Origin of the sequence: Noviherbaspirillum phoenicis, assembly GCF_047237965.1 — a bacterium.
Classification (GTDB): Bacteria; Pseudomonadota; Gammaproteobacteria; order Burkholderiales; family Burkholderiaceae_D; genus Noviherbaspirillum_A.
The window spans coordinates 1,335,704-1,358,502 of sequence record NZ_JBDFLX010000001.1 but is presented as its reverse complement, the minus strand read 5'-3'; the positions used below and the strand labels follow the sequence as shown (position 1 = coordinate 1,358,502).

Genomic DNA, 22,799 nt, shown 5'->3' with positions numbered 1-22,799 from the left:
GAAAAATTCATATATGGCAATATATGTTACTTTTTTAACTGAAGCAAAAATAATCGGTGATTACGTCAATGTCTTGCACAGTTAAAATGGCCGTGTTAAATAAAAAATTGGCATTTTTAAAAATCCTTTGATACCCTTCGACCTGTCTTTCATAGGGATGCTTAATCAAGTGTCGGCCGATAAATAGGCGAGGCTTTTCGGGAAGTAAAGACGGGGTAATTGGGTTGGCTGGCGCATTGTGGGAAACTGCTTTATAAGTTGCGAAACGCAATTTCACTCATTTTCCTTTCCCAGGATTTCGGCGACTCTTATTACTTCGTCACATTTTTTGCGTTTAATGGCTTGTAGAGGAGATTCACCTCCAAGAAGTGGTTCTTTTTGCGTAAAAAACAAATAGACACCCCAAGCGCTGTAGGATTTTAATTTTTTTATAACATCAGGAACGCAAGGCATAACATCTGAATCAAATTGCCAACTTGGATAACGGTATGCCGTCGTATCTGCAGCTAAGCCAAGTAACTTTCTTGCGTTCTTACGTCGATAGATTGTCTGCTTCGTGACCCCGAGCAGTTTTGCCGCTTCTTCAGTGGTGAGCATCTCACGGCCTGACCAAAGTTGCTGCACAAGTAGTTTCCCTTGACGAATGGCCTCTTCGTAGCCGCCACCAAGAGGGCGGTTGCAAGGATCGAGCAGTGAATGCATGGACATAGTTAGCTCCATCAAGGCGTTTCGAGCGCTTGATGAACTCAATAGTACCCCCTGTCCCGCCAGGCGTGTACATGGGCATGAATTGTACTTTGCAGCAACACTACAGAGGCGTTTTCATTACCACTAGACGACGCGGTTCCTGAGACGTAATGCGTTCCCGATGACCGACACCGAACTGAGTGCCATGGCAGCGCTAGCGATCATCGGACTCAGCAGTATCCCAAACCACGGATACAAAATCCCTGCTGCAACCGGTACGCCGAGGAAGTTGTAAACAAAGGCAAAGAACAGGTTTTGCCGAATGTTTTTCATGGTGTCCTGGCTGAGCAGCCTTGCGTTCGCAATGCCGCGCAGGTCGCCCTTCACAAGCACAATTCTGGCACTGTTCATAGCCACATCGGTGCCAGTGCCCATTGCAATGCCTACGTTCGCTTGGGCCAGTGCAGGTGCATCATTCACGCCGTCGCCAGCCATCGCAACAATTCGTCCCTCCTGCTGCAGAGCTTTCAAATAGTTCAGTTTGTCTTCTGGCAATACATCGGCTTTAAAATCATCCAACCCAAGCTGCTTGGCAACAGCGGCTGCTGTGGTCGCATTGTCACCAGTGAGGACAACGATTCGCAACCCAGCACGATGTAGTCGCTCAATCGCTTCGCGCGTTGTCGCCTTGATGGGATCTGCAACACTTACAAGTCCGGCAAGCTGGCCGTCAATCCCTAGAAACACCACCGTCTGAGCCAATTCCCTCAGTTGCTGAACTTGCATGTCGACTGGACCCACATCGATTCCCTCGGCCGCCATCATTTTGGCATTGCCAAGAAGAACGCGTCGTCCGTCGATTTTGCCCTGTACCCCTTTGCCCGTGACGGACTCAAATTCTTCCACCGCCTTGATAGTGGTAGCTAGCTCTTTTGCGTGGAGCACGATTGCTACCGCCAGAGGATGTTCACTCAATGCATCTAAGCTCGCTGCATAACTCAACACGTCTGTTTCATTGAAATTGGCGGTTGCTATGACTTTCTGAACCTTTGGTTTTCCCTCAGTAAGCGTGCCCGTCTTGTCAACCACCAAAGTATCGACCTTCTCCATAAGCTCAAGTGCTTCTGCATCTTTGATCAGAACGCCTTCCGTAGCACCCCGGCCGACACCAACCATGATGGAAATAGGGGTCGCCAATCCAAGGGCGCAGGGGCAGGCAATGATCAATACGGAAACGGCGGCAACCAAACCATGGGCGAGTGCCGGCGATGGACCGTAGACAGCCCACACAATGAACGCGACTACGGCGATCGCAATTACGGCCGGTACAAACCACCCAGAAACTTGGTCGGCGAGCTTCTGTATAGGGGCTCGGGATCGGCCTGCCTCGTTGACCATCTGAATAATGCGAGAAAGCAATGTGTCGGAGCCAATCTTTTGCGCTTTCATGAGGAACGTGCCAGTTTGATTGACTGTGCCGGCCGTCACCTTATCCCCAGGTCGCTTCTCAACAGGCACTGGTTCACCGCTGATCATGGACTCATCGACGTTGGAATGGCCGTCAGTGATCTCTCCGTCTACCGGAATTTTTCCACCAGGTTTTACCCGCAGAATGTCTCCCAATATCACTTTGTCGAGATGGACATCTTCTTCTGTCCCATCCGGCCTGACGCGAAGTGCTGTGTTGGGAGCCAGTTCCAGTAGCGACTTGACTGCACTGTTGGTCCTTGACCTTGCGCGAAGTTCAAGAACTTGGCCCATCAAAACCAAGGTGACAATAACGGCGGCTGCCTCGAAGTAAAGCGGAACCACGCCATGCATCTTGAATGCTTCGGGAAGCGCGGCTGGAAACAATAGCGCAAACACACTGAATGCGAACGCAGCGCCGGTACCCAAGGCGATCAAGCTGAACATGTTGAGATTCCATGTTTTGAAAGAGGCCCAGCCCCGGACAAAAAAAGGCCATCCGCCCCATAGCACGACCGGCGTTGCCAGTATGGCCTGTAGCCAGTTATAGCGGTCGACGCCAATACGTCCCGGCACGTTTGCTCCCGGAATAAATTCGCTCATCGTTACGAGAAGCAGCGGCACGGTCAGAGCAAGGCTAATCCAAAACCGACTGGTCATATCCTCCAGTTCACTCGTATCCTCTTCAGCCGTTGCGTCCATTGGTTCCAGCGCCATGCCGCATATAGGGCAGGTGCCAGGACCGATCTGCTGAATCTGAGGGTGCATCGGGCAGGTATAGAGAACCTTGCGAACATCAGATCGCCGCTCAGCAGGTGCGGCAGGAGTCTTATCAGTGAGATATTGTGCCGGATTCGCTCGGAATTTTTCCATGCACCGTTCACTACAGAAATAGTAATGTTCAAGTTCATGGCCGATCATTCTTGCTGGGTTTGCGGCCACCTTCATTCCACAAACCGGGTCGGTATATGGCTTCTCTACTGTGGTTGAATGCACAACGTGATGGTCATGCCCCTTGTGCGCTGCTATACCGGGTTTGCCTTCAACATAAGCAGCAGGGTTCGATTGAAACCGGGACAAACAACGGGCACTACAAAAATAATAAGCTTGCCCTTGATGATCTGCTTGCTTTTCAGATGAAGGAGCAACGGGCATTCCACATACGGGATCTTTCGCCAGCACCGACATACTCTGGCTAGCTGACTGTGCATCCGAATGGTGGGGATAACTAGTGTTAGAAGCTGAATTTGCCGATGGGGTAGCGTGGTGCGTATGTCCGATTCCCTTTTCGACCGAGGAGGCGCTGTGAAGGACTCGATCAGCATTCAAGCTCTCTTGGTCTTGAACGTTTTTCTTCGACTCATCCATAATCGGTTCCTTTACGTTGCTTTGTCCAGTTGACCTTGCCTAGTTGTTATTCTCGCGGGTTTGCCAGGGTCGATTCATTACAAATTTGTAATGTGAACGTTAATGGACCGTCATTCGCGAAGATTTATACTAAGAAAAATTGAAAAAGCAACGCAACTTGCTTCATTACGGAAATTAACCGGGAAAGCTGATTTATACTAAGCAACATGACTCGATTCCTCAAATATGCATTAGTGTGGTTCATCGCGCTGGCACTGCCTGTCCAAGGCTTTGCTGCGGCGACCATGCTTTGCTGCGGGTCGAATCAAATGATGTCTGCCCTTAATCAAACGCATCATTCGAGTGCACGGGTCGCCAAAGCACTCGACATTGGGGCGGATCATGTGGTCGTGAAAGTGCAGTCCACCGCCCTTCATCATGACAGTGCCACTGGTGGCGCGAGCGTAGAAATGGGGCATTCTCCTGGTGCGAAGGTAGACAAAACTGCCAAGTGCAGCCACTGTGCGGCTTCCTGTTTTGGTATGGCAGTAGTACCAGAACCCTTGAATGAAATGCCAACGCTTGAGCCACCAGGGCTGACAGTTGGTTCGTTCTATCCATCTCAGTTTACTGGCCATATACCAGGCACGCCCCAACGACCGCCGTTGTTCTCCCTCCTCTGAGTCCAGCATCCACGCTGGGCCTTGCAGCGCAATTGCGCCGCTGATTTCACCTGATGTAACGCTCGCTTATCCGTTCGGATCTTGCCAGCTTAATTAATACGATTTCTGGAGTCATTATGTTTTCAACTCGCGTTATGAGTTGCGCAGCCTTTGCGTGGCTGGCCGCCATGTCTTTTTCTGCATCGGCTCAGGAGGGGCGAAGTGATCTGCCTACGACACAAGTAACAGTTCCGTCTGTTCAGTACCAATCGGTGTTTTCCGACTACAAAGGCTATCAAGATTTCGAACTGACTTCATGGAAGAAGGCCAACGAACAAGTTGCAGAGACGTCAGGACATGCTGGCCACGATATGTCGAGCATGCCCGGCCACGACATGAGCACGATGAAAAAAGAGGAGCCGAAAACGCGCACGCCAACGGCCGGGGAGTCGAGCAAAGAAGGCAGCGCAATGCGCAGCATGAGCGGGATGAATCACGGTGACATGAAAGGCATGCACAACATGCAAGGGAAGGAAAATCAATGAAAATGTTTAGTAAGAGCGTAAGGCCGATTGCATTGGCAGCATCCGTGGTGTTTCTTGGAGGTTGTGCTTCATTTTCTCAGGACGGCGGTTTCTCGAACGTCAGCACATTGACCAAGGAACGAATCGGGAAAGAGGTCCAGCGACCAAACGCGAATTCGCCGGAAGGCGCTGTTGACACTACCATAAGGCCGATCCTCGCTAAGCAACTGACCGTTGATGATGCTGTAACTATTGCACTCCTAAATAATAAGAATTTGCAGGCCGCATATGCTGACCTTGGTATTGCAGAAGCTGACTTGGTACAAGCAGGACGGTTACCGAATCCAGGGTTTTCATTCGGTCGCTTAAAGCGTGGCGACGAAATCGAAATTGAACGCCGCCTTATGGTTCCCGTAGTCAGTCTGCTCACGATGCCCATAGCGACCCGTATTGAGCGTCGGCGCTTCGAGCAGGCTCAACTGCGAACAGCCGGAGATGTACTTCAGATAGCCGATGACACTAGGCGGGCATATTTTTCAGCCATTGCGGCGCAGGAAACCGTCAAGTATATGCAGCAGGTAAAGCTGTCTGCAGAGGCCACTGTTGACTTGGCACGAAAGATGGTTGAAGTCGGAAACTGGAGTCGGCTCGACTTGGCCAGGGAGCAAGCGTTTTACGCCGATGTTACGACCGACCTCGCCCGCGCAACGCAGACGCATGTAATCGAACGTGAGAAGCTCACACGCCTGATGGGCCTGTCCGGACCGCAAGCCAAGTTTCAGCTTCCAGATCGTCTGCCAGCTTTGCCTAAAGAGGTGAAGAGCGGGGGTGATATAGAAGCACAAGCCCTGCAGAACCGATTGGATGTGCTGATGGCTCGGCGGGAACTCAGCGGATTGGCAGATTCTTTGAGCCTCACTAAAGCAACAAGGTTCGTCAACGTACTTGATGTGGGTTATCTGCGCAACTCCTTTAGCGATGGCGGACCGCGAGAAACTGGTTACGAAATCGAACTGCTCATTCCGCTGTTCGATTTTGGAGGTGCGCGTATTGCGCGTGCTGAAGCGATGTACATGCAGGCGGTCAACCGTGCAAGTGCATTAGCTATTGATGCGCAGTCTGAAGTGCGTACAGCATATGCCGCCTATCGCACTTCCTATGACGTTGCAAGGCACTATCGGGACGAAGTCGTTCCGCTCAAGAAGCGGATATCAGATGAACAAATGCTGCGCTACAACGGAATGCTGACCAGCGTATTCACGCTCTTAGCTGATGCGCGGTCGCAGGTCCGAAGCGTCAATGCCTCGATCGATGCCTTACGCGATTTTTGGATTTCTGATTCTGCACTCCAAATGGCTCAGACAGGTCGCTCTGTCGAGGGGGCCACTATGGGTGAAAGCAAATCGGCGTCTGCCACTGCTGACTGAACTAATTTTGAATGAAAGAGAGTAACAAGATGGTCTCACGCAGAGATTTTTTTGGAGCAGGGGCTGCGCTTGTTGGCGCTGGCGTAGTGAGCCGCGTCGGTGCTGCTTCCTTGCCTGAAGCACCATTGATGGATAAGGCAACTACCCAGGCTCCGCTTGCGCCGCCAAATGGTCGTCCTTACAACCCCGTTGTAACGCTGAATGGTTGGACTCTGCCGTGGCGGATGAACAATGGCGTGAAAGAGTTTCACTTGGTCGCTGAGCCAATCGTACGTGAATTCGCGCCGGGAATGAAAGCGAATCTATGGGGCTACAACGGCCAGTCGCCCGGTCCCACCATTGAGGTTGTCGAGGGCGACCGTGTACGTATCTTCGTCACCAACAAGCTCCCCGAGCATACCAGCGTCCATTGGCATGGCCAGCGTCTGCCGAACGGCATGGACGGTGTAACAGGCTTGAACCAGCCTGGTATTCCACCCGGTAAGACGTTTGTCTATGAATTCATCGCAAAGCGGCCGGGCACATTCATGTACCACCCGCATGCTGATGAAATGACGCAAATGGCAATGGGGATGATGGGGTTTTGGGTAACGCATCCGAAAGATATCAGCCAGCACCGCGTGGACCGCGACTTTTGTTTCCTCTTGAGTGCGTTTGATATCGAGCCAGGCAGCTTCACTCCCAAGACCGCCACGATGCTGGACTTCAATCTTTGGACATTTAACAGCCGTGTATTCCCTGGAATTGATCCGATGGTCGTAGGATTAAATGATCGTGTCCGTATTCGGGTTGGAAATCTGACGATGACTAACCACCCAATTCATTTGCACGGTCATGAATTCGTTGTGACGGGCACAGACGGTGGATGGACGCCTCCGGCATCACGCTGGCCAGAAGTTACTGCTGATATCGCGGTTGGGCAAATGCGCGCAATTGAATTCGATGCAACTGACCTTGGTGATTGGGCATTCCACTGCCATAAGTCTCATCACACCATGAACGCCATGGGACATGACGTTCCGACAATGATTGGGGTGGATCAGCGAAATGTTTTAGGCAAAATTAATAAGCTGGTTCCTGACTACATGGTGATGGGAGAACGTGGAGGTTCGATGGGCGAAATGGAGATGCCGCTACCCGATAACACATTGCCGATGATGACGGGTACCGGTCCCTTCGGCGGACTGGAAATGGGCGGCATGTTCACGACCGTAAAGGTGCGCAGCGGCCTTGCTCGGAATGACTACAAGGACCCAGGTTGGTACAAGCATCCAGCGGGAACGGTCGCCTACGAATGGAAGGGCGATGCCTCAGCTATGCCGGAGGCACCCTCCGCACCGGAAACCAAGCGATCGGCAGCGAAGCCAGGTGAAACGGTTCTGCAAGTAAGAAAAGGAAATGGCCATAGCGGTCACTGAAGTCGTGCACGCGAAATACCGTGTGTAGATCTACTTACAACAACATGAAGAGGTAATAAATATGAAATCAGCTTTACTCGTAGCGTGCTCGTTTGCTGTGCTGGCGTTTGGTGGGGCAGCCTATGCCGGACCGGGACATGACAAAGAAGGTCACGGTAGCCATGCGCATACTGAAGGACAAAAAGGCGGGCACGACTCCGCTGCTGGCAAACCCGGTGATGCTGCAAAGGCATCGCGCACCGTCACGGTGGATATGGTTGATGCAATGCGATTCAACCCAGAGTCCATTTCGGTAAAGCAGGGCGAAACCGTTCGTTTCATTGTGAAGAATTCCGGCAAGCTAAAACACGAAATGGTCATCGGTTCGATTGCAGAGCTTCAGGAACACGCGGCGATGATGCGCAAGATGCCGGAAATGGAGCACGCCGATGAAAATGCGGTCACCGTTGACCCAGGCAAGTCCGGCGAGATCATTTGGCAGTTCACCAAGTCTGGGAAGGTTGATTTTGCATGCCTTCAGCCAGGCCACTATGAGGCAGGTATGAAAGGCCAAGTAGCAGTCAAGTAATCTAAATTTACTGAGGATAGATCATGAAAATCAAATCAAACGTCGCAGCAGTATTGATGGCTCTTGCTCTCCCATTCCCGCTGGTTGCAAGTGCAGCAGAGGATCATTCTGCGCACGGCAACATGCAAGCAGCATCCAAATCCAGCAGCGATGCACAATCGTTGGCTGCTGGTGAAGTGAAGAAAGTCGATAAGGACGCCGGCAAAATCACCATCAAGCATGGTCCTCTTGTCAACCTGGACATGCCTGGCATGACCATGGTTTTTAGGGTCAAGGATGCTTCCATGTTGGAGCAGGTGAAAGCGGGCGACAAGATCAACTTCATGGCTGAGAAGGTTGATGGTGCTTTGGCTGTGACGAAGTTGGAAACCGCCAACTAACCAATAAGCCTTGCCGCTTCCATCATGGATCAAACCCTGACCATCTCTCAATTGGCCCGTTTAGCGTCGGTCAACGTAGAGACGATACGGTTTTACGAGCGGCAGGGCTTGATTTCAAAGCCCCCTCGTGGATCAAGCGGATTTCGTCATTTTCCTTATGAGGCAGTTGACGCGATCCGCTTCATACGGGTGGCAAAAAGTCTTGGATTTTCGTTACCTGAAATCCAAAAGCTCATAAAGCTTCGTGCATCGCGGGACGCCCAAACCAAGGAAGACGTTCGGGAACTGGAAGCGACATTAAATTCAATAAATGAAAAGATTGGCGCTTTGACAGTTTTGCGAGATATTCTTCTAAGTTCAAAACGTTAGTAATCAAACTTGGAAGTGTCGCCAATGATTTTGCCCGTGACTATTCATTGCGAACCCATCGCTTCATCTTAAAAATGAATAGAGCCTTTACTCAGTGATCAAGTCAACCTGCACCTGGCTAGGCAAATTCTATTGTCAGTGCAATGAGAAATCATGCGGATTTGACTGATATGTGAGACAGACCGACCGAGTGGTGTTCGTTCATGGAATTGGCTGCAATAGCAGTCGTATTAATATAGGTGGCTACTGCACATACTGTCTCGTGAGGAGTAGCATAGATAGGAAAAAGCTTTAAAGGCTTAGGAAAGCAAAAAGTGCTGGAGCCGCAAAAAGAAGCGGTTGCGGTAATTATAATGTCCCGGTCGACGATATAATGTTTTAAGTCGAAATTTGCATTGAATCTTTATTTTATTTCGTAGTGACCGAAAACTCGGGACATCTATGCCTTCGCTGGCCAATTTCTCCCAAGAGGACGTTGATTACATATCCAGCCTCGATACTTAAAAATTTATAACCGAATGTCAGGCTATAAGTTATGGCAAGGCCGTATTCCCGCGAAGAAAATCGTCCTGCATTTGATGGCGAGGAGCGGTTACATGGTTTGGCGTTTTGCTTTTAAAGGAAAACAACAAAACGTAACCGGTATTTCGGCCGAAAGGGATAACAAGCTTGCGCTGTGTCCGGTCCTCATCCGCTATGGGGCAAAGGTAAGTTTTGCAACCAATTTACTCAATTTCACCCTCAATGGCATCACGTGCCTCGAATGCCGTCTCGAAAATGTAGCGTTCGGCGTTATATAAGAACAACCCGTTGTCCATTGTTCACTAAATTTCCTGTTGGTTACCTCATCGCACTTGATTCTGTTATGGGCATTGGCAGCCATATCTTTTCCGCCCGTCAATGATTCGATAGCGTCCACCGCCAGGTCTAACTTGGCACATGTCATCGTAGGATCGCACTAGGGAAAGGGTCGAAGCCAGTCGGCGGCCTTCGTTGGTTGCACGAGACTGGGTATTTTCTGTAAAACTACTATCCCTGTTACAGTAATGCTCGCCAGTTTCACGTTTGGTTTGGTGTGGCAACCGCTACTGTCTAACGCTTCTCTATGTGCAAAAACACTAAAGGAGACGATGGCGAGCTGTACCACCAGCAGAAAGAGTTTGATATGTTTTACGATATTATTTTGAATCCAACCTATTCAGGTTACAAATTTTCTTTTTGCCTTAGCTTATTAAAGTGGTATTTTGCTTTCTTTTTCGTATATGGAGGGATTTTTGCAAAAATAAGGCGAAAACAGAATTTGCCTCTCTATACACATAGCACAGGAGCTTTAGTAGGAGGGCCGAGACGCGTACAGCAGTTCAATATGGCAGCGCGTATATGTAACTAAGCTACTTGGTGTTCGAAGTTGCGCACCCATGGTACGTTCGCCAAGGAGTTCTAAACAGCGCATATTGGTCGCGACTAGGCTTCGTCGCTGGGAGCCGTTTCACTTTTCCCTATCGTTTGCCCCAGCCTGCAAGACTTCCCTATTTTGTTAAAATAGACTTAATGGCTTTGAAAAATTGAATTTGAAAATAGCGGCTTTTATTGGAAATATTGACAACGACGGGAGGCTGTTTATGGACAAAAGTTTTCAGAATGGTGTGCGACATGCACTCGGCATGGCAGAGGCATTCGATGCAAAGACTGAGGTCGCGCGCCGCGTTATTTTTCTGGCGGATTATTTAAAAAAATCTGGCTGTAATAGTTATGTACTCGGCATTAGCGGTGGCGTTGATTCGACTACCTGCGGAATGCTGGCGCAGCGGGCATGCACGGCGTTGCGCAGTGAAGGTTACGATTGCCGATTCATTGCTATGCGTTTGCCTTATGGTCAACAAAGGGATGAGAGAGAAGCTCAGTTCGCATTAACCACTATTCAGCCGGATGAAATGCGTACTGCTAATATTGCCACGGCGACTGATGCGATTATTTCCGAGCAGTTCGGGCCCACGCCACCTTCCGGGTGGGCAGCGGAAATTGCGGCTACGATTGACTTTGTAAAGGGTAATATTAAGGCACGCCAGCGGATGGTCGTGCAATATGCAATTGCAGGGGAGTCCAATGGCTTAGTTCTTGGTACTGATCACGCAGCGGAAGCTTTGATGGGTTTTTTTACGAAGTTCGGCGATGGTGCCTGTGATGTTGCTCCGTTGTCCGGTCTAAACAAGCGTCAGGTTCGCGAATTGGCTCGCTACATGGGAATACCAGAAGTGCTGGTCATGAAAGTGCCAACTGCGGACCTTGAAGATCTTGATCCGGGAAAACCTGACGAAAAAGCTTATGGCGTCACGTATGACGTAATTGACGATTATCTAGAAGGAATGGATATACCTGTAGAGTACGAAAAACTGATTGTCGCGCAATACTTGAAGACGCAACACAAACGAATGCTCCCTGTTTTTCCTCTTAGGCATGGGTATTCAGGTGTTAGCGACCATATGTTATGACCACAGCTTTAACTTTATGGGCCTTACTGCTCAAAAGGTTTCTCGCTGTATACCTCCATGGTGGTGGCCAAGGACTGGAGGATCCCACAGTCTTTTGATGTGCGAAATGAATTGCACATACTACGCAATTTCCCTATCTGCTTCTGTAAAGACTGCAGTTCCGAAATTCGCTCTGCTATTTGCCTGATATGCCGGTCGAGCAACATGTTGACTTCATCACAATTATCATTGGGGGCATTTCGGATGTGTAATAAGCGTCGAATCTCGTCGAGTGTCATATCCAGTGCCCGACAATGTCGAATAAATATCAGTTGCTCTACATGGGCATCGCCATATACGCGATAGTTGGACGCGGTCCTTGCTGGTGCTGGCAGCAAGTTTTCTTGTTCATAAAATCGAATAGTTTCGACAGGGCAATCTGTCCGCTTGGCCAGTTCACCAATTTTTAAGGTTTCTTGCATATTTTCTCCAAATTTTAATTTTTCACTTGACCCTCTAGTGGCTTCAGGGTTTTTAATAGCAGATATCGAAACCCCTTTCAAGCTTTTATCAAGTCATCATGGACTCTTGCTCAAAAAACAATGGTTGCGGCTGCAGCGGAGGTTCGTCAGTAGTGATCCCAGCCGTAAAGGATCACCGATCCGGGACGGTACTGACGCTGCGTATCGACAAGATGGATTGTCCGACAGAAGAGACGCTGATTCGGCATAAGCTGGCATCCATGCCGGGAGTTCAGGATCTGGCGTTCAACCTGATGCAGCGCCGGCTAACGGTGAAACACACGTTGCCGGATTCAGAACCAATCGTTGCCGCCATTAGTTCGCTGAACATGCAACCGGTGATCGAGGGCGCACCTGACATTGGTATCGAGCGTCAGACGGTATTCCATATCGAGAACATGGATTGTCCGACGGAAGAAGCTCTGATCCGTAACAAGCTGCTGAATTTGCCTGGCGTAACCAAGTTGGATTTCAATTTGATGCAGCGCCGACTAGCCGTTAGCCACACCCTGCCGGACGCGACGACCATCGAGACAGCACTGAGCGCCATCGGTATGCATGCCGTGCGGGATGCGCAGCAGGTAGCCCAGGAAGATGAGGCAAAGCGGCCGGCGGTATCGCGGTCGCGATGGTGGCTCATGGCGATCGCAGGCATGTCTTCGGTTCTTTCCGAAGCGATTGCATTCGGCACGGGTAATGAGATGTCGTTTCCAGTCATTGCCCTTGCCGTGTTGGCGATCGCGACTGGCGGCCTGGAGACCTATAAAAAGGGGTGGATTGCGCTCAGGCATGGCAACCTGAATATGAATGCGCTCATGTCCATTGCCGTGACCGGGGCCATGGCCATCGGTCAGTGGCCAGAAGCCGCGATGGTGATGTTTTTGTTTGCGCTGGCAGAACTGATCGAGCAAAAGTCGCTTGACCGCGCTCGCCATGCCATCCGGGGGCTCATGGATATGGCCCCGGAAACTGCCACGGTGCGTCAAGCAGACGGTACCTGGAGCGACATGGCGGCGAGCGCAGTGCCTGTCGGCGCTCGCGTTCGCGTCAGGCCAGGAGAAAGGATTCCGCTGGACGGCAAAGTCGCAGCAGGGCATTCAACCGTTAATCAGGCACCGATTACAGGAGAGAGCGTGCCGGTTGAGAAAACCATCAACGATATGGTTTTCGCCGGAACAATCAATGAAGCCGGGTCTTTCGAGTTCGAGGTGACAGCACTGGCCAGTAACACGACCCTGGCCCGTATCATCCATGCGGTTGAAGAAGCGCAGGGTACCCGTGCGCCAACACAGCGGTTCGTGGACCAGTTTGCGCGCTACTACACGCCCACTGTTTTTGTGGCGGCGCTTCTGGTGGCTGTTGTGCCGCCGATCGCCTTGGGGCAGGCGTGGCACGACTGGATCTACAAGGCACTGGTCTTGTTGGTTGTAGCGTGCCCATGCGCCCTGGTCATTTCCACGCCAGTGACGATTGTGAGCGGCCTTGCGGCGGCGGCTCGCAAGGGGATCTTGGTCAAGGGTGGTGTCTATCTTGAACAAGGACGCAAACTAACCTGGCTGGCGCTGGACAAGACCGGGACGCTCACCTATGGCAGACCTAGCGTGACGCAATACCTGCCACTGCCATCTTCCGCGCAGGGCGTGACTCCGCCGCTGGATCTTGCCGCAAGTCTGGCTGGGCGGTCCGATCATCCGGTGTCGCATGCCGTAGCAGTATATGCAGAGACGCAGGGGGCACGGCATGGTGATGTCGAGCAGTTTCAAGCACTACTCGGACGGGGGACCGAAGGCACAATTGCCGGACAGTCCTACTGGTTGGGCAATCGGCGACTCGCACAGGAGCGAGGCCAGTTAACCGTGGAAATCACGACCGAGATCGAAGCACTGGAGCGGCAAGGAAACACGGTCGTTATGCTTGGCACGTCGGAACGGGTCCTGGCCATCTTTGGCGTGGCCGATACGGTGCGAGATACGAGCCGAGACGCCATCGCCGAACTGCACAGGCTTGGCGTCAAAACCATGATGCTTACCGGGGACAACGAGCATACGGCTCAGGCCATCGCAAAAGAGGTCGATATTGATGATGCGCGTGGCAATCAACTTCCGGAAGATAAGTTGCGAGTTATTGAACAAATTGCAAAGGATGGCGCAGTTATTGGCATGGTTGGTGACGGCATTAACGATGCGCCGGCGCTGGCTCAGGCCGATATTGGCTTTGCCATGGGTGCCGCCGGAACAGACACGGCGATCGAAACAGCCGATGTGGCACTGATGGATGATGACCTGCGTAAAGTAGCATCGTTTGTGCGTCTTTCGCGCCGCACGGCGGCCATTCTCAAAGAAAACATCGTGCTTGCCCTTGGCATCAAGGCAGTCTTCCTGGTACTGACCTTCACTGGCCAAGCGACCATGTGGATGGCAGTCTTTGCCGACATGGGAGCAAGTCTGATCGTGGTCTTCAACGGATTGCGGTTAGCGCGCAAATGAATGGAAAAACGCTATGGCATGACCGGCCTTGCGGAGGACATTGCGTTCCTCCGGGAGACCTGCCGAACTTCAAGCCTCCCGCGCTAGGCGTCTCACCGCAAAATGGGTAGGTGATTAGTGTGTCCGTGTCCGGGTGGGTGTCGAAGTGCCGGGTGCGCTTAGTTGCTTGCTAGCGCACCATGCGGCGCGTGCAGGGCACAACTTCTGTGCTTGATTATAAAATATAATAATTCTCATTATCAGTTGCTTCATTCTTCATTATGCGGCCCGTTGCCAAAACTTTCCACGTTACCCTGATTGCGTTGCTCTGGGCCCTTTTCCTTGCTGCAACGGTAAGGGCGCAGGAGTCAGCGACCCAAGACAAAGCCAAACAGATCTGGCAGGTGCTCGATTATCTGGCTGTCGACTATGGCAAGGCAGTGCAAGGCGGGCAGGTCGTCAGCAAGGATGAGTATGGGGAAATGCAAGAGTTTGCGCAAAATGCTGAACGCCAGCTTGCCGAGCTTCCACCTATTCCGGCGCAGCAGCACTTACTCCAGGAGGCCGGCACGTTGCGCCGACTTATCGAAAATAAGGAAGAGTTCGCCAAGGTCGCCAATCAGGCACACACGTTGGCAAGCAGCTTACTCAGCGCCTATCCGGTTCCATTGTCTCCCGCGAAAGTGCCAGACTTGCGCCAAGGTGCCAAGCTGTTCCAACAAGAATGCGCATCCTGTCACGGGGCGCAGGGGCATGGCGATGGGCCGGTGGCAGCGAGTTTAAATCCGCCGCCGATTGCCCTGAGCGATCATGAGAGGGCGCAGAATCGCAGCGTATTTTCGCTGCAACAAATCATTACCCATGGCGTGCAGGGGACTGGCATGCCAGCCTTTTCGAATTTATCGGAAGAGGACCGCTGGGCGATTGCCTTCTTTGCCTCGACGCTGTCGTATACAGATGCAGAACGCCAGGACGGACAGACCTTGTGGAATTCTGATAGCGCCTTGCACAAGGCCATACCGAACTTGAGCGCGTTAACTCAAGCCACCGAAGTGACGTGGGCCAAACAGATGCCGCCAAATACAGCGCGCTCCCTGCTGGCTTACTTGAGAAGCCACCCGCAGGCCGTGATAGCCTCGGATACGGATAGCCTGGCGCTAGCCAAGAGCAGGCTAGTCGAGAGCCTTAAGGCGCTGGAGCAGGGGAATACTGCCGATGCATCCCGGCTGGCATTATCGGCGTATCTGGATGGCTTCGAAATTGCCGAGCCAGCCTTGGCGGCCAAAGACCAGAGATTATTTGAATCTCTTGAAAAGTCCATGGGCACGTACCGTGCGATCGTTGGAAAGGGGAATCTCAGCCAAGCCCGTGACATGGAAAAGCGCTTGCAAGCCATGCTGACCGAAGCGCAAGCCGTCCTAGGCAGCACGACCGACGATCCGTTATCCACCTTTCTGGGAGCGTTCACCATTTTGCTGCGTGAAGGTCTGGAGGCGCTGCTGGTGGTCGTTGCCATAGTCGCTTTCCTGAAAAAAGCTGAACGTAAGGACGTGCTGCCGTATGTGCATGCCGGCTGGATAGCCGCTCTTGCAGGTGGTGGCGTTACCTGGGCCATTGCGACTTATTTCGTTGATCTCAGCGGAGCCAGTCGTGAAATGACCGAGGGCTTTTCCGCCATCTTTGCAGCGGTGGTGCTCTTGGCCGTCGGTATCTGGATGCACCAGAAAAGTATGGCTGGACGCTGGCAAGCCTATGTCAAGGAAAAGCTGTCCGCTGCACTGAATCGGCAATCGGCAATGATGCTGTTCTTGCTTTCCTTTGTGACGGTCTATCGGGAAGTGTTTGAAACTATCCTGTTTTATGCTGCCCTTTGGACTGGCGGCAACGGTGTGTACATGTTGGCCGGACTGGCCTGCGGCATTGCTGCGTTGGCGGGCATTGCCATCATCCTGCTGCGTTCTTCCGCCCGTTTGCCTATCAGCCAGTTCTTTGCTGCCAGTTCTGCCTTGGTCGCCATCCTGGCATTCGTGTTAATTGGAAAGGGCGTTGCGGCTCTGCAAAAAGTTGGAGTCTTTGACATGACTCCCGTTGCTATGCCAAAGATCGACTTGCTCGGCATTTATCCTTCGGTACAAACCTTGAGCGCTCAAGCACTGTTGCTGGTTGTTATATTGGTGAGTGTCAAAATGAACCTGCGCACGCAGAAGAAGGCACAGCGCTAAAGCCGTGTTGCGGGAGCGCGATTTGCAAAGTTCTTATGGTGATATGATTTATTAATGAAACGTCTACTGGTCATTTTTCTGCTGTTTCTGTTGCCATGCCAGATATCCTGGGCGGCAATCGATAGCCTTTTGTACGGGCAGCAGGAAAATGTAGAAAGCGCTCATAGCGACTTGCCAGCCCAGGTGTTCTCGGAGGATTCACAGCCGGATGGCAAGATGGTGATTGGTTGCCATTGTCACGGCTTGTGCCATTTGCCAGTTGTGCTATCCAGGGAAAAGCTAGCGCCGGTTGGAATGCTGACCAGCGTGCTGAGCAAAGGGCTTTCGCCCACCATCCGTTACCAATCCCATATCCCCGATGGGCCAACCCGGCCCAAATGGCGCACCGTCAGCTAAGCTGGCGGGAGCGTTCTTCATTAGCGCACAAGCGTACGACGACCTCTCGCCGAAGTTTCCATTGTTTTATCGGAGAATTCGATGCAAGTCGTTTTGTTGCCGCTCGTCGCGGCATTAGTTGCCATCCCTTCCTGGTCACTGGCCGGGGAGATTGGCAACCGTTTTTCTGACGTTTCTGACAATAAGAATCCAAGTGTCCTGGCAACCGAAAGACCTTTGACACTAGACCAGGCTTTTGCCGTGGCCGAGACCGCGAACCCACAATTGCAACGAGTATTGGCACAACGTGCTGCTGCGACTGGGGATGTCAACGATACCCGTGGACTGTTATGGAACAACCCGGAAGTCTCTGCGGAGCATGCCCGCCGAGTGATTTCCCAAGCAGGCGTTCCGGGTGAAACACAGCGTGATTGGGGAGTCGGCGTTTCGCAGACTTTCGAAGTCGCTGGCCAGCAGGGGTATCGCCGTCAAGCCGCACACCTACAAATGCGAGCACTGGAAGCCACGATTGAAGATACGCGGCGTGAAGTTCGTTTTGATGTCGAGCGGCGTTTCGTACAAGTGCTGTCTTTGCAGGAGCGTATCGCGACTGAACGCCAATCGCTGAAAATCATCGAGGATACGGCACGCGCAGTGGCAAAGCGGGTAGCCGCTGGCGAAGACAGCAAACTGGATGGAAACCTGGCCACGGTGGAAGCGGTACGTTCTCAAAACCAAATTGCCGCTTTGGGCGAGCAACTCATTCAGGCGCGAGCAGAGTTGGCTGCGGCATTGCAGCTATCACCCCCTTCTTTGCCTCAGGTTGTTGGCGCGTTGGATGTTACGGTGCCACCCTACACGCTCGAACAGCTACTGGCTGCCTCGGCGAATCGCCCTTTTTTGCGCGCGCTCGCGCTTCGCGAGCAAGCGGCGCAAAACCGCCTGTCATTGGAGCGCGCAGCCCGCTATCCCGATATCACGCTCGGGCTGGCAAGGGCCAAGGAGGGAAGCGCCGAAGCGCCTGAACACCTTACACGGCTAACGGTCTCGTTACCGTTACCCTTGTTTCGACAAAATGCCGGCAATATCGGAAGGGCAAGCACCGAATTAACCCAAGCGCAAATCGAGCAACAAACCGGGCAACGCAATACGCGCGCCGACATCATGGCGCTTTGGCAGCGCATGCGAAGTCTGAATGCACGGATCGCCGCGCTGCAGCAGACGGTGTTGCCGGCGTTGGAAGAAAACCAGCGTCTATCTACCAAGAGTTTGCAGGCCGGCGAAATCAGTTTGGTTCAACTCCTGTTGGTTAATCGACAGGTCCTGGATGGCCGGCGCGACTTGATCGACGCCCTTACGGAGATGCGTGCTACCCGCATTGCCCTGGACCTCGCTGCTGGCTGGCCCGATACCAATGCAGCGCATTAAGGGATCCCTAACATGGAAACAGTATTAACAAAAATGACTTCATTATTTCGCTCCCATTGGCGTGCCGCCGCCGTCGTGGCACTCGCAACAGCGCTAAGTGCTTGCGGTAAGGATGCGGCGCAGCAGTCGTCGCCTCAAAAAAAGGCAGGCGCGTCTTCCACGGCTGCCGGCAAGGAAAAACGACCTGAAAAAAAAGAAGAGCATGAGGCTGGAAAACTGGTGTTGTCTGCTGAGGCGCAACAAGCGGCTGGCATTACGACGGCTCCGCTAGAAGAGCGAGCCGTTCAGGAACAGATTGCAGTGACGGCGACGATCGGTCCCAACCAGGACAAATACGCACACATCGCGCCACGCGTGGCTGGCAAGGTGATTCGGGTAATGGCCAACCTCGGCGACAAGGTTAAATCTGGTCAATCTTTGGCATTGATTGACAGCATCGAGGTCGGTGAAGCGCAATCCGCCTATGCGCAGTCACTAAGCGAGCATGCGCTCGCCAAGGCAGCATTGGATCGGGCGGAAAAACTGTTTGCCGACCAGATCATCCCGCAAAAAGAGTATTTGCGGGCCAAGGCAGATTACGAGAAGGCAAAAGCGGTATTGCGTGCGGCACAGGACAAGCGCCAGGCACTCGGTATCGGAGACAATGCATCGTCTGACGGTAGCGCATCCATTTTTCCATTGGTTGCCCCATTTTCGGGAACCGTGATTGAAAAGGCTGCGGTACTGGGTGAGTTGGCGCAACCAGATCGCTCGCTGTTCAGTGTCGCGGACGTTTCCACGGTCTGGATCGATGCCAATCTCTACGAAAAAGACCTTAGCAAAGTCAACGTGGGCTCCATGGCCACCATCACGTTGGCGGCGTACCCCAGTGAGATGTTTCAAGGCAAGGTCACGTATATCAGCAATGTGATCGATAAGGACTCTCGTACCATCAAGGCACGCGTGGAAATCTCCAACCGGGATGGCCGGCTCAAGCTTGGCATGTTCGCTACGGCGTCGATCGCTACTGGGGGCTCTGCCAAGGCCCCACTACTTCCCGAGGACGGCATCGTGCTGATCCAAGGGCAGCCTACCGCATTCGTGCTGGAGGGCGAAGGGTTCGAGGCAAGGCCCATCGAATTAGGGGACAAGCTGCATGGCCAGGTGGTGATCAGGTCCGGCATCAAGCCGGGCGAGACGGTTGTCACGCACGGCGCGTACGCATTGAAAGCCAAGATGCTCAAGTCGCAAATTGGCGACACGGATTAAGGAATGCCATCGTGCTAGAAAAAATTATCGATATTTCATTGCGCTATAAGCTGCTGGTATTGGTGGCGTTCGCCATCATTGTGATCGCAGGGGCGAAGGCTTGGCGGGAGTTGCCTGTGGACGCCTTTCCCGATGTGACACCGGTACAGGTGAACATCTACACCGAGTCCCCAGGACTGGCTGCTGAAGACGTGGAAAAGCTGTTGACCGCGCCAGTTGAAACCAGCATGGCAGGGCTGGCAGGCGTGCAAGAAATCCGTTCAATATCCCTGTTTGGCCTGTCGTATGTCAGCGTCAATTTCAAGGACGATGTCGATATCTATTTCGCCCGCCGCCTGGTTGGTGAAAAACTGCAGGAGGCCAAAGAACGCATTCCGCAAGGGTATGGTGAACCTACCCTCGGCCCCAACAGTTCTGGACTGGGACAGGTCTTTTGGTACACGCTGGAATCGGCCGACCAAAAGATGTCGATCATGGATATTCGCACGCTGCAGGAATGGAATGTGCGCCTGAGGCTGCGCAGCGTACCGGGCGTAGATGACGTGATGTCGTGGGGCGGTGATGAAAAACAGTATCAGGTCTTGATCAATCCCAATCAATTGATCAAGTACGGTATCAGTCTCAAGACGTTGATGGAGACGCTGGCAGCCAATAATCGCCAAGTTGGTGGTCAATACATTAACATCGGCCAAGAGCAATATCTAGTGCGCGGATTGGGCCTGGTTGCAAATGCCAGGGACATTGGCAACATGGTAGTGACAACACATGGAGGTACGCCGGTATATGTGCGTGACCTTGCCGATGTCAAGGAAGGGCCATCGTTACGTACCGGTGCAGTAACCAAGGATGGGCAGGAAGTGGTGCTCGGCATGGCGCTGCAACGTATCGGCGAGAATGCCAAAAATGTCGTCGATGGGGTCAAGGAGAAGTTAAAAGTCATTCAGCAGTCCCTACCCAAAGGCGTGACAATTCATCCAGTCTACGACCGTACCAACTTGGTGGAAAAAGCCGTTGGCACCGCAGAACGCGCGCTACTGGAGGGATCGATCCTGGTTGCAATCATCCTCTTCTTGTTTCTGGGTGAAATACGGTCTGCACTGGTAGTTATCGTCGCCTTGCCGATGGCCATGCTCATCAGCTTTATTCTGATGAAACAATGGGGCTTGTCGGCGAACCTGATGTCGCTGGCTGGTCTGGCAGTTGGGATCGGCATGATGGTCGATGGCGCTGTGGTAATGGTGGAAAACAGCTTTCGCCTGCTATCCCATCGTGCCGGACAAGCCGTGAATAAGACGCATGTCATTCTGGAAGCGGCACGCGAAGTCATGAACCCGGTCGCGTTTGCGATCCTGATCATCGTCGTGGTGTTTCTCCCCCTGTTTTCGCTCACCGGACTGGAAGGAAAGATGTTCAAGCCCATGGCACTGACCATCACGTTCGCAATGCTCGGATCGCTTGTCCTTACCATGACCTTGGTGCCGGTGCTCTCCTCCTTGATTCTCAAGCCGAAGGAAGAAAAAGATACGTTGCTGGTGCGCTATGCGAAGAAGTGGTATCTGCCACTGCTGGAGCGTGCCCTTGGAAGGAAAAAGCTGGTGATTACCTGCGCTCTGGTGACATTGGCAGGTTCAATCGCATTGATACCCTTCCTTGGCAAGGAATTCATGCCGACCCTGCAGGAAGGCAGCATTATGTTCCGGGTTACCAGCATACCGTCGACATCCCTCGTCGAGTCAATCCATCTATCCAAGCAATTGGAGCAGGCATTGAAGCGGTTCCCGCAGACAGAATCGGCTATCGCTATGATCGGACGCGCGGAAAAAGGTGATACGGCGGATGTTAACTATATGGAAATGCTGGTCAATTTGAAGCCGGAGCAGCAGTGGGCAGAGAAAATCAGCATTCCAGCCCTGTCCAGAGAGATGCAGGAGGCTCTGGAACAGACAGCGCCTTCCTCAGTCATCAGTGCCACTCAGCCCATTCAAATGCGCGTGGAAGAATTGATTTCTGGGGTGCGTGCAACGTTGGCACTGAAAATATATGGTGAAGATTTCACGATGCTCGACCGTCTATCGCAGCAGACGAAAGAGGTACTGGAAAAAGTTCCCGGAGTGACCGATCTATCGCTTGAAGCGAACAAGGGCAAGCCGCAATTGGTCATCAATGTCAACCGTGATGCTGCTGCCCGTTACGGCATCAATGTTGATGAGATTCTAGACGTCGTGCAGGCTGGCATCGGGGGCAAGGCAGTTTCCACTGTCATTGAAGGAACCCGGCGCTTCGATATCCAGGTGTGGCTATCCCGCGAGTTCCGTAACAGCGCGCAAAGTATCAGCACCATTCCGGTCCGTACCGAGGCAGGGGCGCTCGTGCCGCTGTCAAGCGTGGCGACCATCGAGACAGGCGAGGGCTATTCCTTCGTGAGACGTGAGCAGTTGCAGCGTTATGCGGTCATCCAGATGGACGTCAAAGGGCGGGATGTCGATAGCTTTGTGAAAGAAGCCCAGGCAAAGATCACGCAACAAGTCAAACTGCCGGAAGATTATGTGCTGCAGTGGGGCGGGGCCTTCGAAAACCAGCAAAGAGCAATGGCGAAACTGGCCGTCATTGTGCCATTAACGATTGGCCTGATTTTTATCCTGCTGTATACCGCCTTCAACTCCCTCACCTATGCCACGCTCATTATTGGCAATGTCCCGTTTGCGACGATTGGTGGTGTAATCGGTCTCTTTATTACCGGTCAATATCTGTCCGTGCCATCCGCCATTGGTTTTATCGCAGTATTTGGCGTCGCAATGTTAAATGGCATCGTGCTTGTTACTTTCCTCAATGAGCAGCGAGAACGCGGTTTGTCGATTCGCGAAGCTGTCGTGCAAGGGGCCGCATTACGACTGCGCCCGGTATTGATGACTGCTTCGATTGCCATCTTTGGCTTGGTACCAATGCTGCTGTCAACTGGTGTCGGTGCTGAGACACAACGTCCGCTTGCGACCGTTGTGGTTGGCGGCCTATTTACCTCAACCGTACTAACGCTGTTGCTGTTGCCACTGCTGTACGAATGGGTGGAAGAGAAGAAGGCGGGAATGCCACCATCTGGTACTCCGGCCAAATTGCATTCTGAAAATCAGGACAAACTGAATGAAATCCATTAACGCGTCGAATAATTGGAGGATTTGCGCCTTCCGATCTGAAAGTGGTACCAGGGAAATGAAGAAAACCG

19 protein-coding genes are annotated in these 22,799 nt (G+C 52.4%); 15 read left to right on the top strand and 4 right to left on the bottom strand.

Annotated elements, in window-relative coordinates:
• Window positions 1–34: 34 nt before the first annotated feature.
• The 3 genes from ABC383_RS06125 to ABC383_RS06115 all read right to left on the bottom strand — a co-directional run bounded on the left by ABC383_RS06125 (window position 35) and on the right by ABC383_RS06115 (window position 3,522).
• Window positions 35–277, bottom strand: coding sequence for a hypothetical protein (locus ABC383_RS06125; protein ID WP_413012478.1), 243 nt, complete (start codon window positions 275–277; stop codon window positions 35–37).
• Window positions 274–702 carry a helix-turn-helix domain-containing protein gene (locus ABC383_RS06120; protein ID WP_413012477.1) on the bottom strand — a complete coding sequence of 143 codons (429 nt, stop codon included), beginning with the start codon at window positions 700–702 and terminating at the stop codon, window positions 274–276. Before ABC383_RS06120 ends, ABC383_RS06125 begins: the two co-directional genes overlap by 4 nt.
• A gap of 129 nt (window positions 703–831) precedes the next feature.
• Entirely contained in the window at window positions 832–3,522 is a 2,691-nt protein-coding gene (locus tag ABC383_RS06115) for a heavy metal translocating P-type ATPase (RefSeq protein WP_413012476.1), read from the bottom strand.
• A 206-nt stretch (window positions 3,523–3,728) separates the two neighbouring features.
• On the opposite strand from ABC383_RS06115, the gene ABC383_RS06110 reads away from it, so the two are divergent.
• The 9 genes from ABC383_RS06110 (at window position 3,729) to nadE (ending at window position 11,341) form a co-directional block, all read left to right on the top strand.
• Entirely contained in the window at window positions 3,729–4,184 is a 456-nt protein-coding gene (locus ABC383_RS06110) for a hypothetical protein (protein ID WP_413012475.1), read from the top strand.
• A 116-nt stretch (window positions 4,185–4,300) separates the two neighbouring features.
• Window positions 4,301–4,708, top strand: coding sequence for a hypothetical protein (locus ABC383_RS06105; RefSeq protein ID WP_413012474.1), 408 nt, complete (start codon window positions 4,301–4,303; stop codon window positions 4,706–4,708).
• Window positions 4,705–6,114, top strand: coding sequence for a TolC family protein (locus ABC383_RS06100; protein WP_413012473.1), 1,410 nt, complete (start codon window positions 4,705–4,707; stop codon window positions 6,112–6,114). The genes ABC383_RS06105 and ABC383_RS06100 overlap by 4 nt, the downstream gene beginning before the upstream one ends.
• 29 nt (window positions 6,115–6,143) lie before the next feature.
• Window positions 6,144–7,532, top strand: a complete 1,389-nt coding sequence (locus tag ABC383_RS06095) for a multicopper oxidase family protein (RefSeq protein ID WP_413016251.1) — start codon at window positions 6,144–6,146, stop codon at window positions 7,530–7,532.
• A gap of 61 nt (window positions 7,533–7,593) precedes the next feature.
• On the top strand, window positions 7,594–8,100 hold the full coding sequence (locus tag ABC383_RS06090) for a cupredoxin domain-containing protein (RefSeq protein WP_413012472.1): 507 nt from the start codon (window positions 7,594–7,596) through the stop codon (window positions 8,098–8,100).
• 23 nt (window positions 8,101–8,123) lie between these two features.
• Complete coding sequence (locus ABC383_RS06085) at window positions 8,124–8,480, top strand: copper-binding protein (protein WP_413012471.1); 357 nt, start codon at window positions 8,124–8,126, stop codon at window positions 8,478–8,480.
• Between the two features lie 24 nt (window positions 8,481–8,504).
• A complete protein-coding gene (locus ABC383_RS06080) occupies window positions 8,505–8,849 on the top strand; it encodes a MerR family transcriptional regulator (RefSeq protein WP_413012470.1) in 345 nt (114 codons plus the stop codon).
• A gap of 518 nt (window positions 8,850–9,367) precedes the next feature.
• Window positions 9,368–9,649, top strand: coding sequence for a hypothetical protein (locus ABC383_RS06075; protein WP_413012469.1), 282 nt, complete (start codon window positions 9,368–9,370; stop codon window positions 9,647–9,649).
• Between the two features lie 765 nt (window positions 9,650–10,414).
• Entirely contained in the window at window positions 10,415–11,341 is a 927-nt protein-coding gene (gene nadE, locus ABC383_RS06070) for an NAD(+) synthase (protein WP_413012468.1), read from the top strand.
• 23 nt (window positions 11,342–11,364) lie between these two features.
• Here nadE and cadR read toward each other — a convergent pair whose 3' ends face one another.
• The gene (gene cadR / locus ABC383_RS06065) at window positions 11,365–11,802 is read right to left on the bottom strand and encodes a Cd(II)/Pb(II)-responsive transcriptional regulator (RefSeq protein ID WP_413012467.1); all 438 of its coding nucleotides are present in this window, start codon (window positions 11,800–11,802) and stop codon (window positions 11,365–11,367) included.
• A 98-nt stretch (window positions 11,803–11,900) separates the two neighbouring features.
• Here cadR and ABC383_RS06060 point away from each other — a divergent pair, with 98 nt between their 5' ends.
• From ABC383_RS06060 to ABC383_RS06035, 6 genes are all read left to right on the top strand, one after another.
• Complete coding sequence (locus tag ABC383_RS06060) at window positions 11,901–14,327, top strand: heavy metal translocating P-type ATPase (protein ID WP_413012466.1); 2,427 nt, start codon at window positions 11,901–11,903, stop codon at window positions 14,325–14,327.
• A gap of 260 nt (window positions 14,328–14,587) precedes the next feature.
• Entirely contained in the window at window positions 14,588–16,528 is a 1,941-nt protein-coding gene (locus ABC383_RS06055) for an FTR1 family protein (RefSeq protein WP_413012465.1), read from the top strand.
• Window positions 16,529–16,582: 54 nt separating this feature from the next.
• A complete protein-coding gene (locus ABC383_RS06050; protein WP_413012464.1) occupies window positions 16,583–16,924 on the top strand; it encodes a hypothetical protein in 342 nt (113 codons plus the stop codon).
• Window positions 16,925–17,005: 81 nt separating this feature from the next.
• Complete coding sequence (locus ABC383_RS06045; protein WP_413012463.1) at window positions 17,006–18,331, top strand: TolC family protein; 1,326 nt, start codon at window positions 17,006–17,008, stop codon at window positions 18,329–18,331.
• 12 nt (window positions 18,332–18,343) lie between these two features.
• Window positions 18,344–19,579 carry an efflux RND transporter periplasmic adaptor subunit gene (locus ABC383_RS06040; RefSeq protein WP_413012462.1) on the top strand — a complete coding sequence of 412 codons (1,236 nt, stop codon included), beginning with the start codon at window positions 18,344–18,346 and terminating at the stop codon, window positions 19,577–19,579.
• 11 nt (window positions 19,580–19,590) lie between these two features.
• Window positions 19,591–22,731 carry an efflux RND transporter permease subunit gene (locus ABC383_RS06035; RefSeq protein WP_413012461.1) on the top strand — a complete coding sequence of 1,047 codons (3,141 nt, stop codon included), beginning with the start codon at window positions 19,591–19,593 and terminating at the stop codon, window positions 22,729–22,731.
• Window positions 22,732–22,799: the final 68 nt, after the last annotated feature.

What these genes read in the sequence shown, in the direction of transcription:
- ABC383_RS06095 (WP_413016251.1), top strand. Translation starts at nt 6,144, where the DNA reads ATGGTCTCACGCAGAGATTTTTTTGGAGCAGGGGCTGCGCTTGTTGGC.
- ABC383_RS06120 (WP_413012477.1), bottom strand. Translation starts at nt 702, where the DNA reads ATGCATTCACTGCTCGATCCTTGCAACCGCCCTCTTGGTGGCGGCTAC.
- ABC383_RS06060 (WP_413012466.1), top strand. Translation starts at nt 11,901, where the DNA reads ATGGACTCTTGCTCAAAAAACAATGGTTGCGGCTGCAGCGGAGGTTCG.
- ABC383_RS06100 (WP_413012473.1), top strand. Translation starts at nt 4,705, where the DNA reads ATGAAAATGTTTAGTAAGAGCGTAAGGCCGATTGCATTGGCAGCATCC.
- ABC383_RS06045 (WP_413012463.1), top strand. Translation starts at nt 17,006, where the DNA reads ATGCAAGTCGTTTTGTTGCCGCTCGTCGCGGCATTAGTTGCCATCCCT.
- ABC383_RS06055 (WP_413012465.1), top strand. Translation starts at nt 14,588, where the DNA reads ATGCGGCCCGTTGCCAAAACTTTCCACGTTACCCTGATTGCGTTGCTC.
- ABC383_RS06050 (WP_413012464.1), top strand. Translation starts at nt 16,583, where the DNA reads ATGAAACGTCTACTGGTCATTTTTCTGCTGTTTCTGTTGCCATGCCAG.
- ABC383_RS06085 (WP_413012471.1), top strand. Translation starts at nt 8,124, where the DNA reads ATGAAAATCAAATCAAACGTCGCAGCAGTATTGATGGCTCTTGCTCTC.
- ABC383_RS06110 (WP_413012475.1), top strand. Translation starts at nt 3,729, where the DNA reads ATGACTCGATTCCTCAAATATGCATTAGTGTGGTTCATCGCGCTGGCA.
- cadR (WP_413012467.1), bottom strand. Translation starts at nt 11,802, where the DNA reads ATGCAAGAAACCTTAAAAATTGGTGAACTGGCCAAGCGGACAGATTGC.
- ABC383_RS06080 (WP_413012470.1), top strand. Translation starts at nt 8,505, where the DNA reads ATGGATCAAACCCTGACCATCTCTCAATTGGCCCGTTTAGCGTCGGTC.
- ABC383_RS06075 (WP_413012469.1), top strand. Translation starts at nt 9,368, where the DNA reads ATGTCAGGCTATAAGTTATGGCAAGGCCGTATTCCCGCGAAGAAAATC.
- ABC383_RS06090 (WP_413012472.1), top strand. Translation starts at nt 7,594, where the DNA reads ATGAAATCAGCTTTACTCGTAGCGTGCTCGTTTGCTGTGCTGGCGTTT.
- ABC383_RS06040 (WP_413012462.1), top strand. Translation starts at nt 18,344, where the DNA reads ATGGAAACAGTATTAACAAAAATGACTTCATTATTTCGCTCCCATTGG.
- ABC383_RS06115 (WP_413012476.1), bottom strand. Translation starts at nt 3,522, where the DNA reads ATGGATGAGTCGAAGAAAAACGTTCAAGACCAAGAGAGCTTGAATGCT.
- ABC383_RS06105 (WP_413012474.1), top strand. Translation starts at nt 4,301, where the DNA reads ATGTTTTCAACTCGCGTTATGAGTTGCGCAGCCTTTGCGTGGCTGGCC.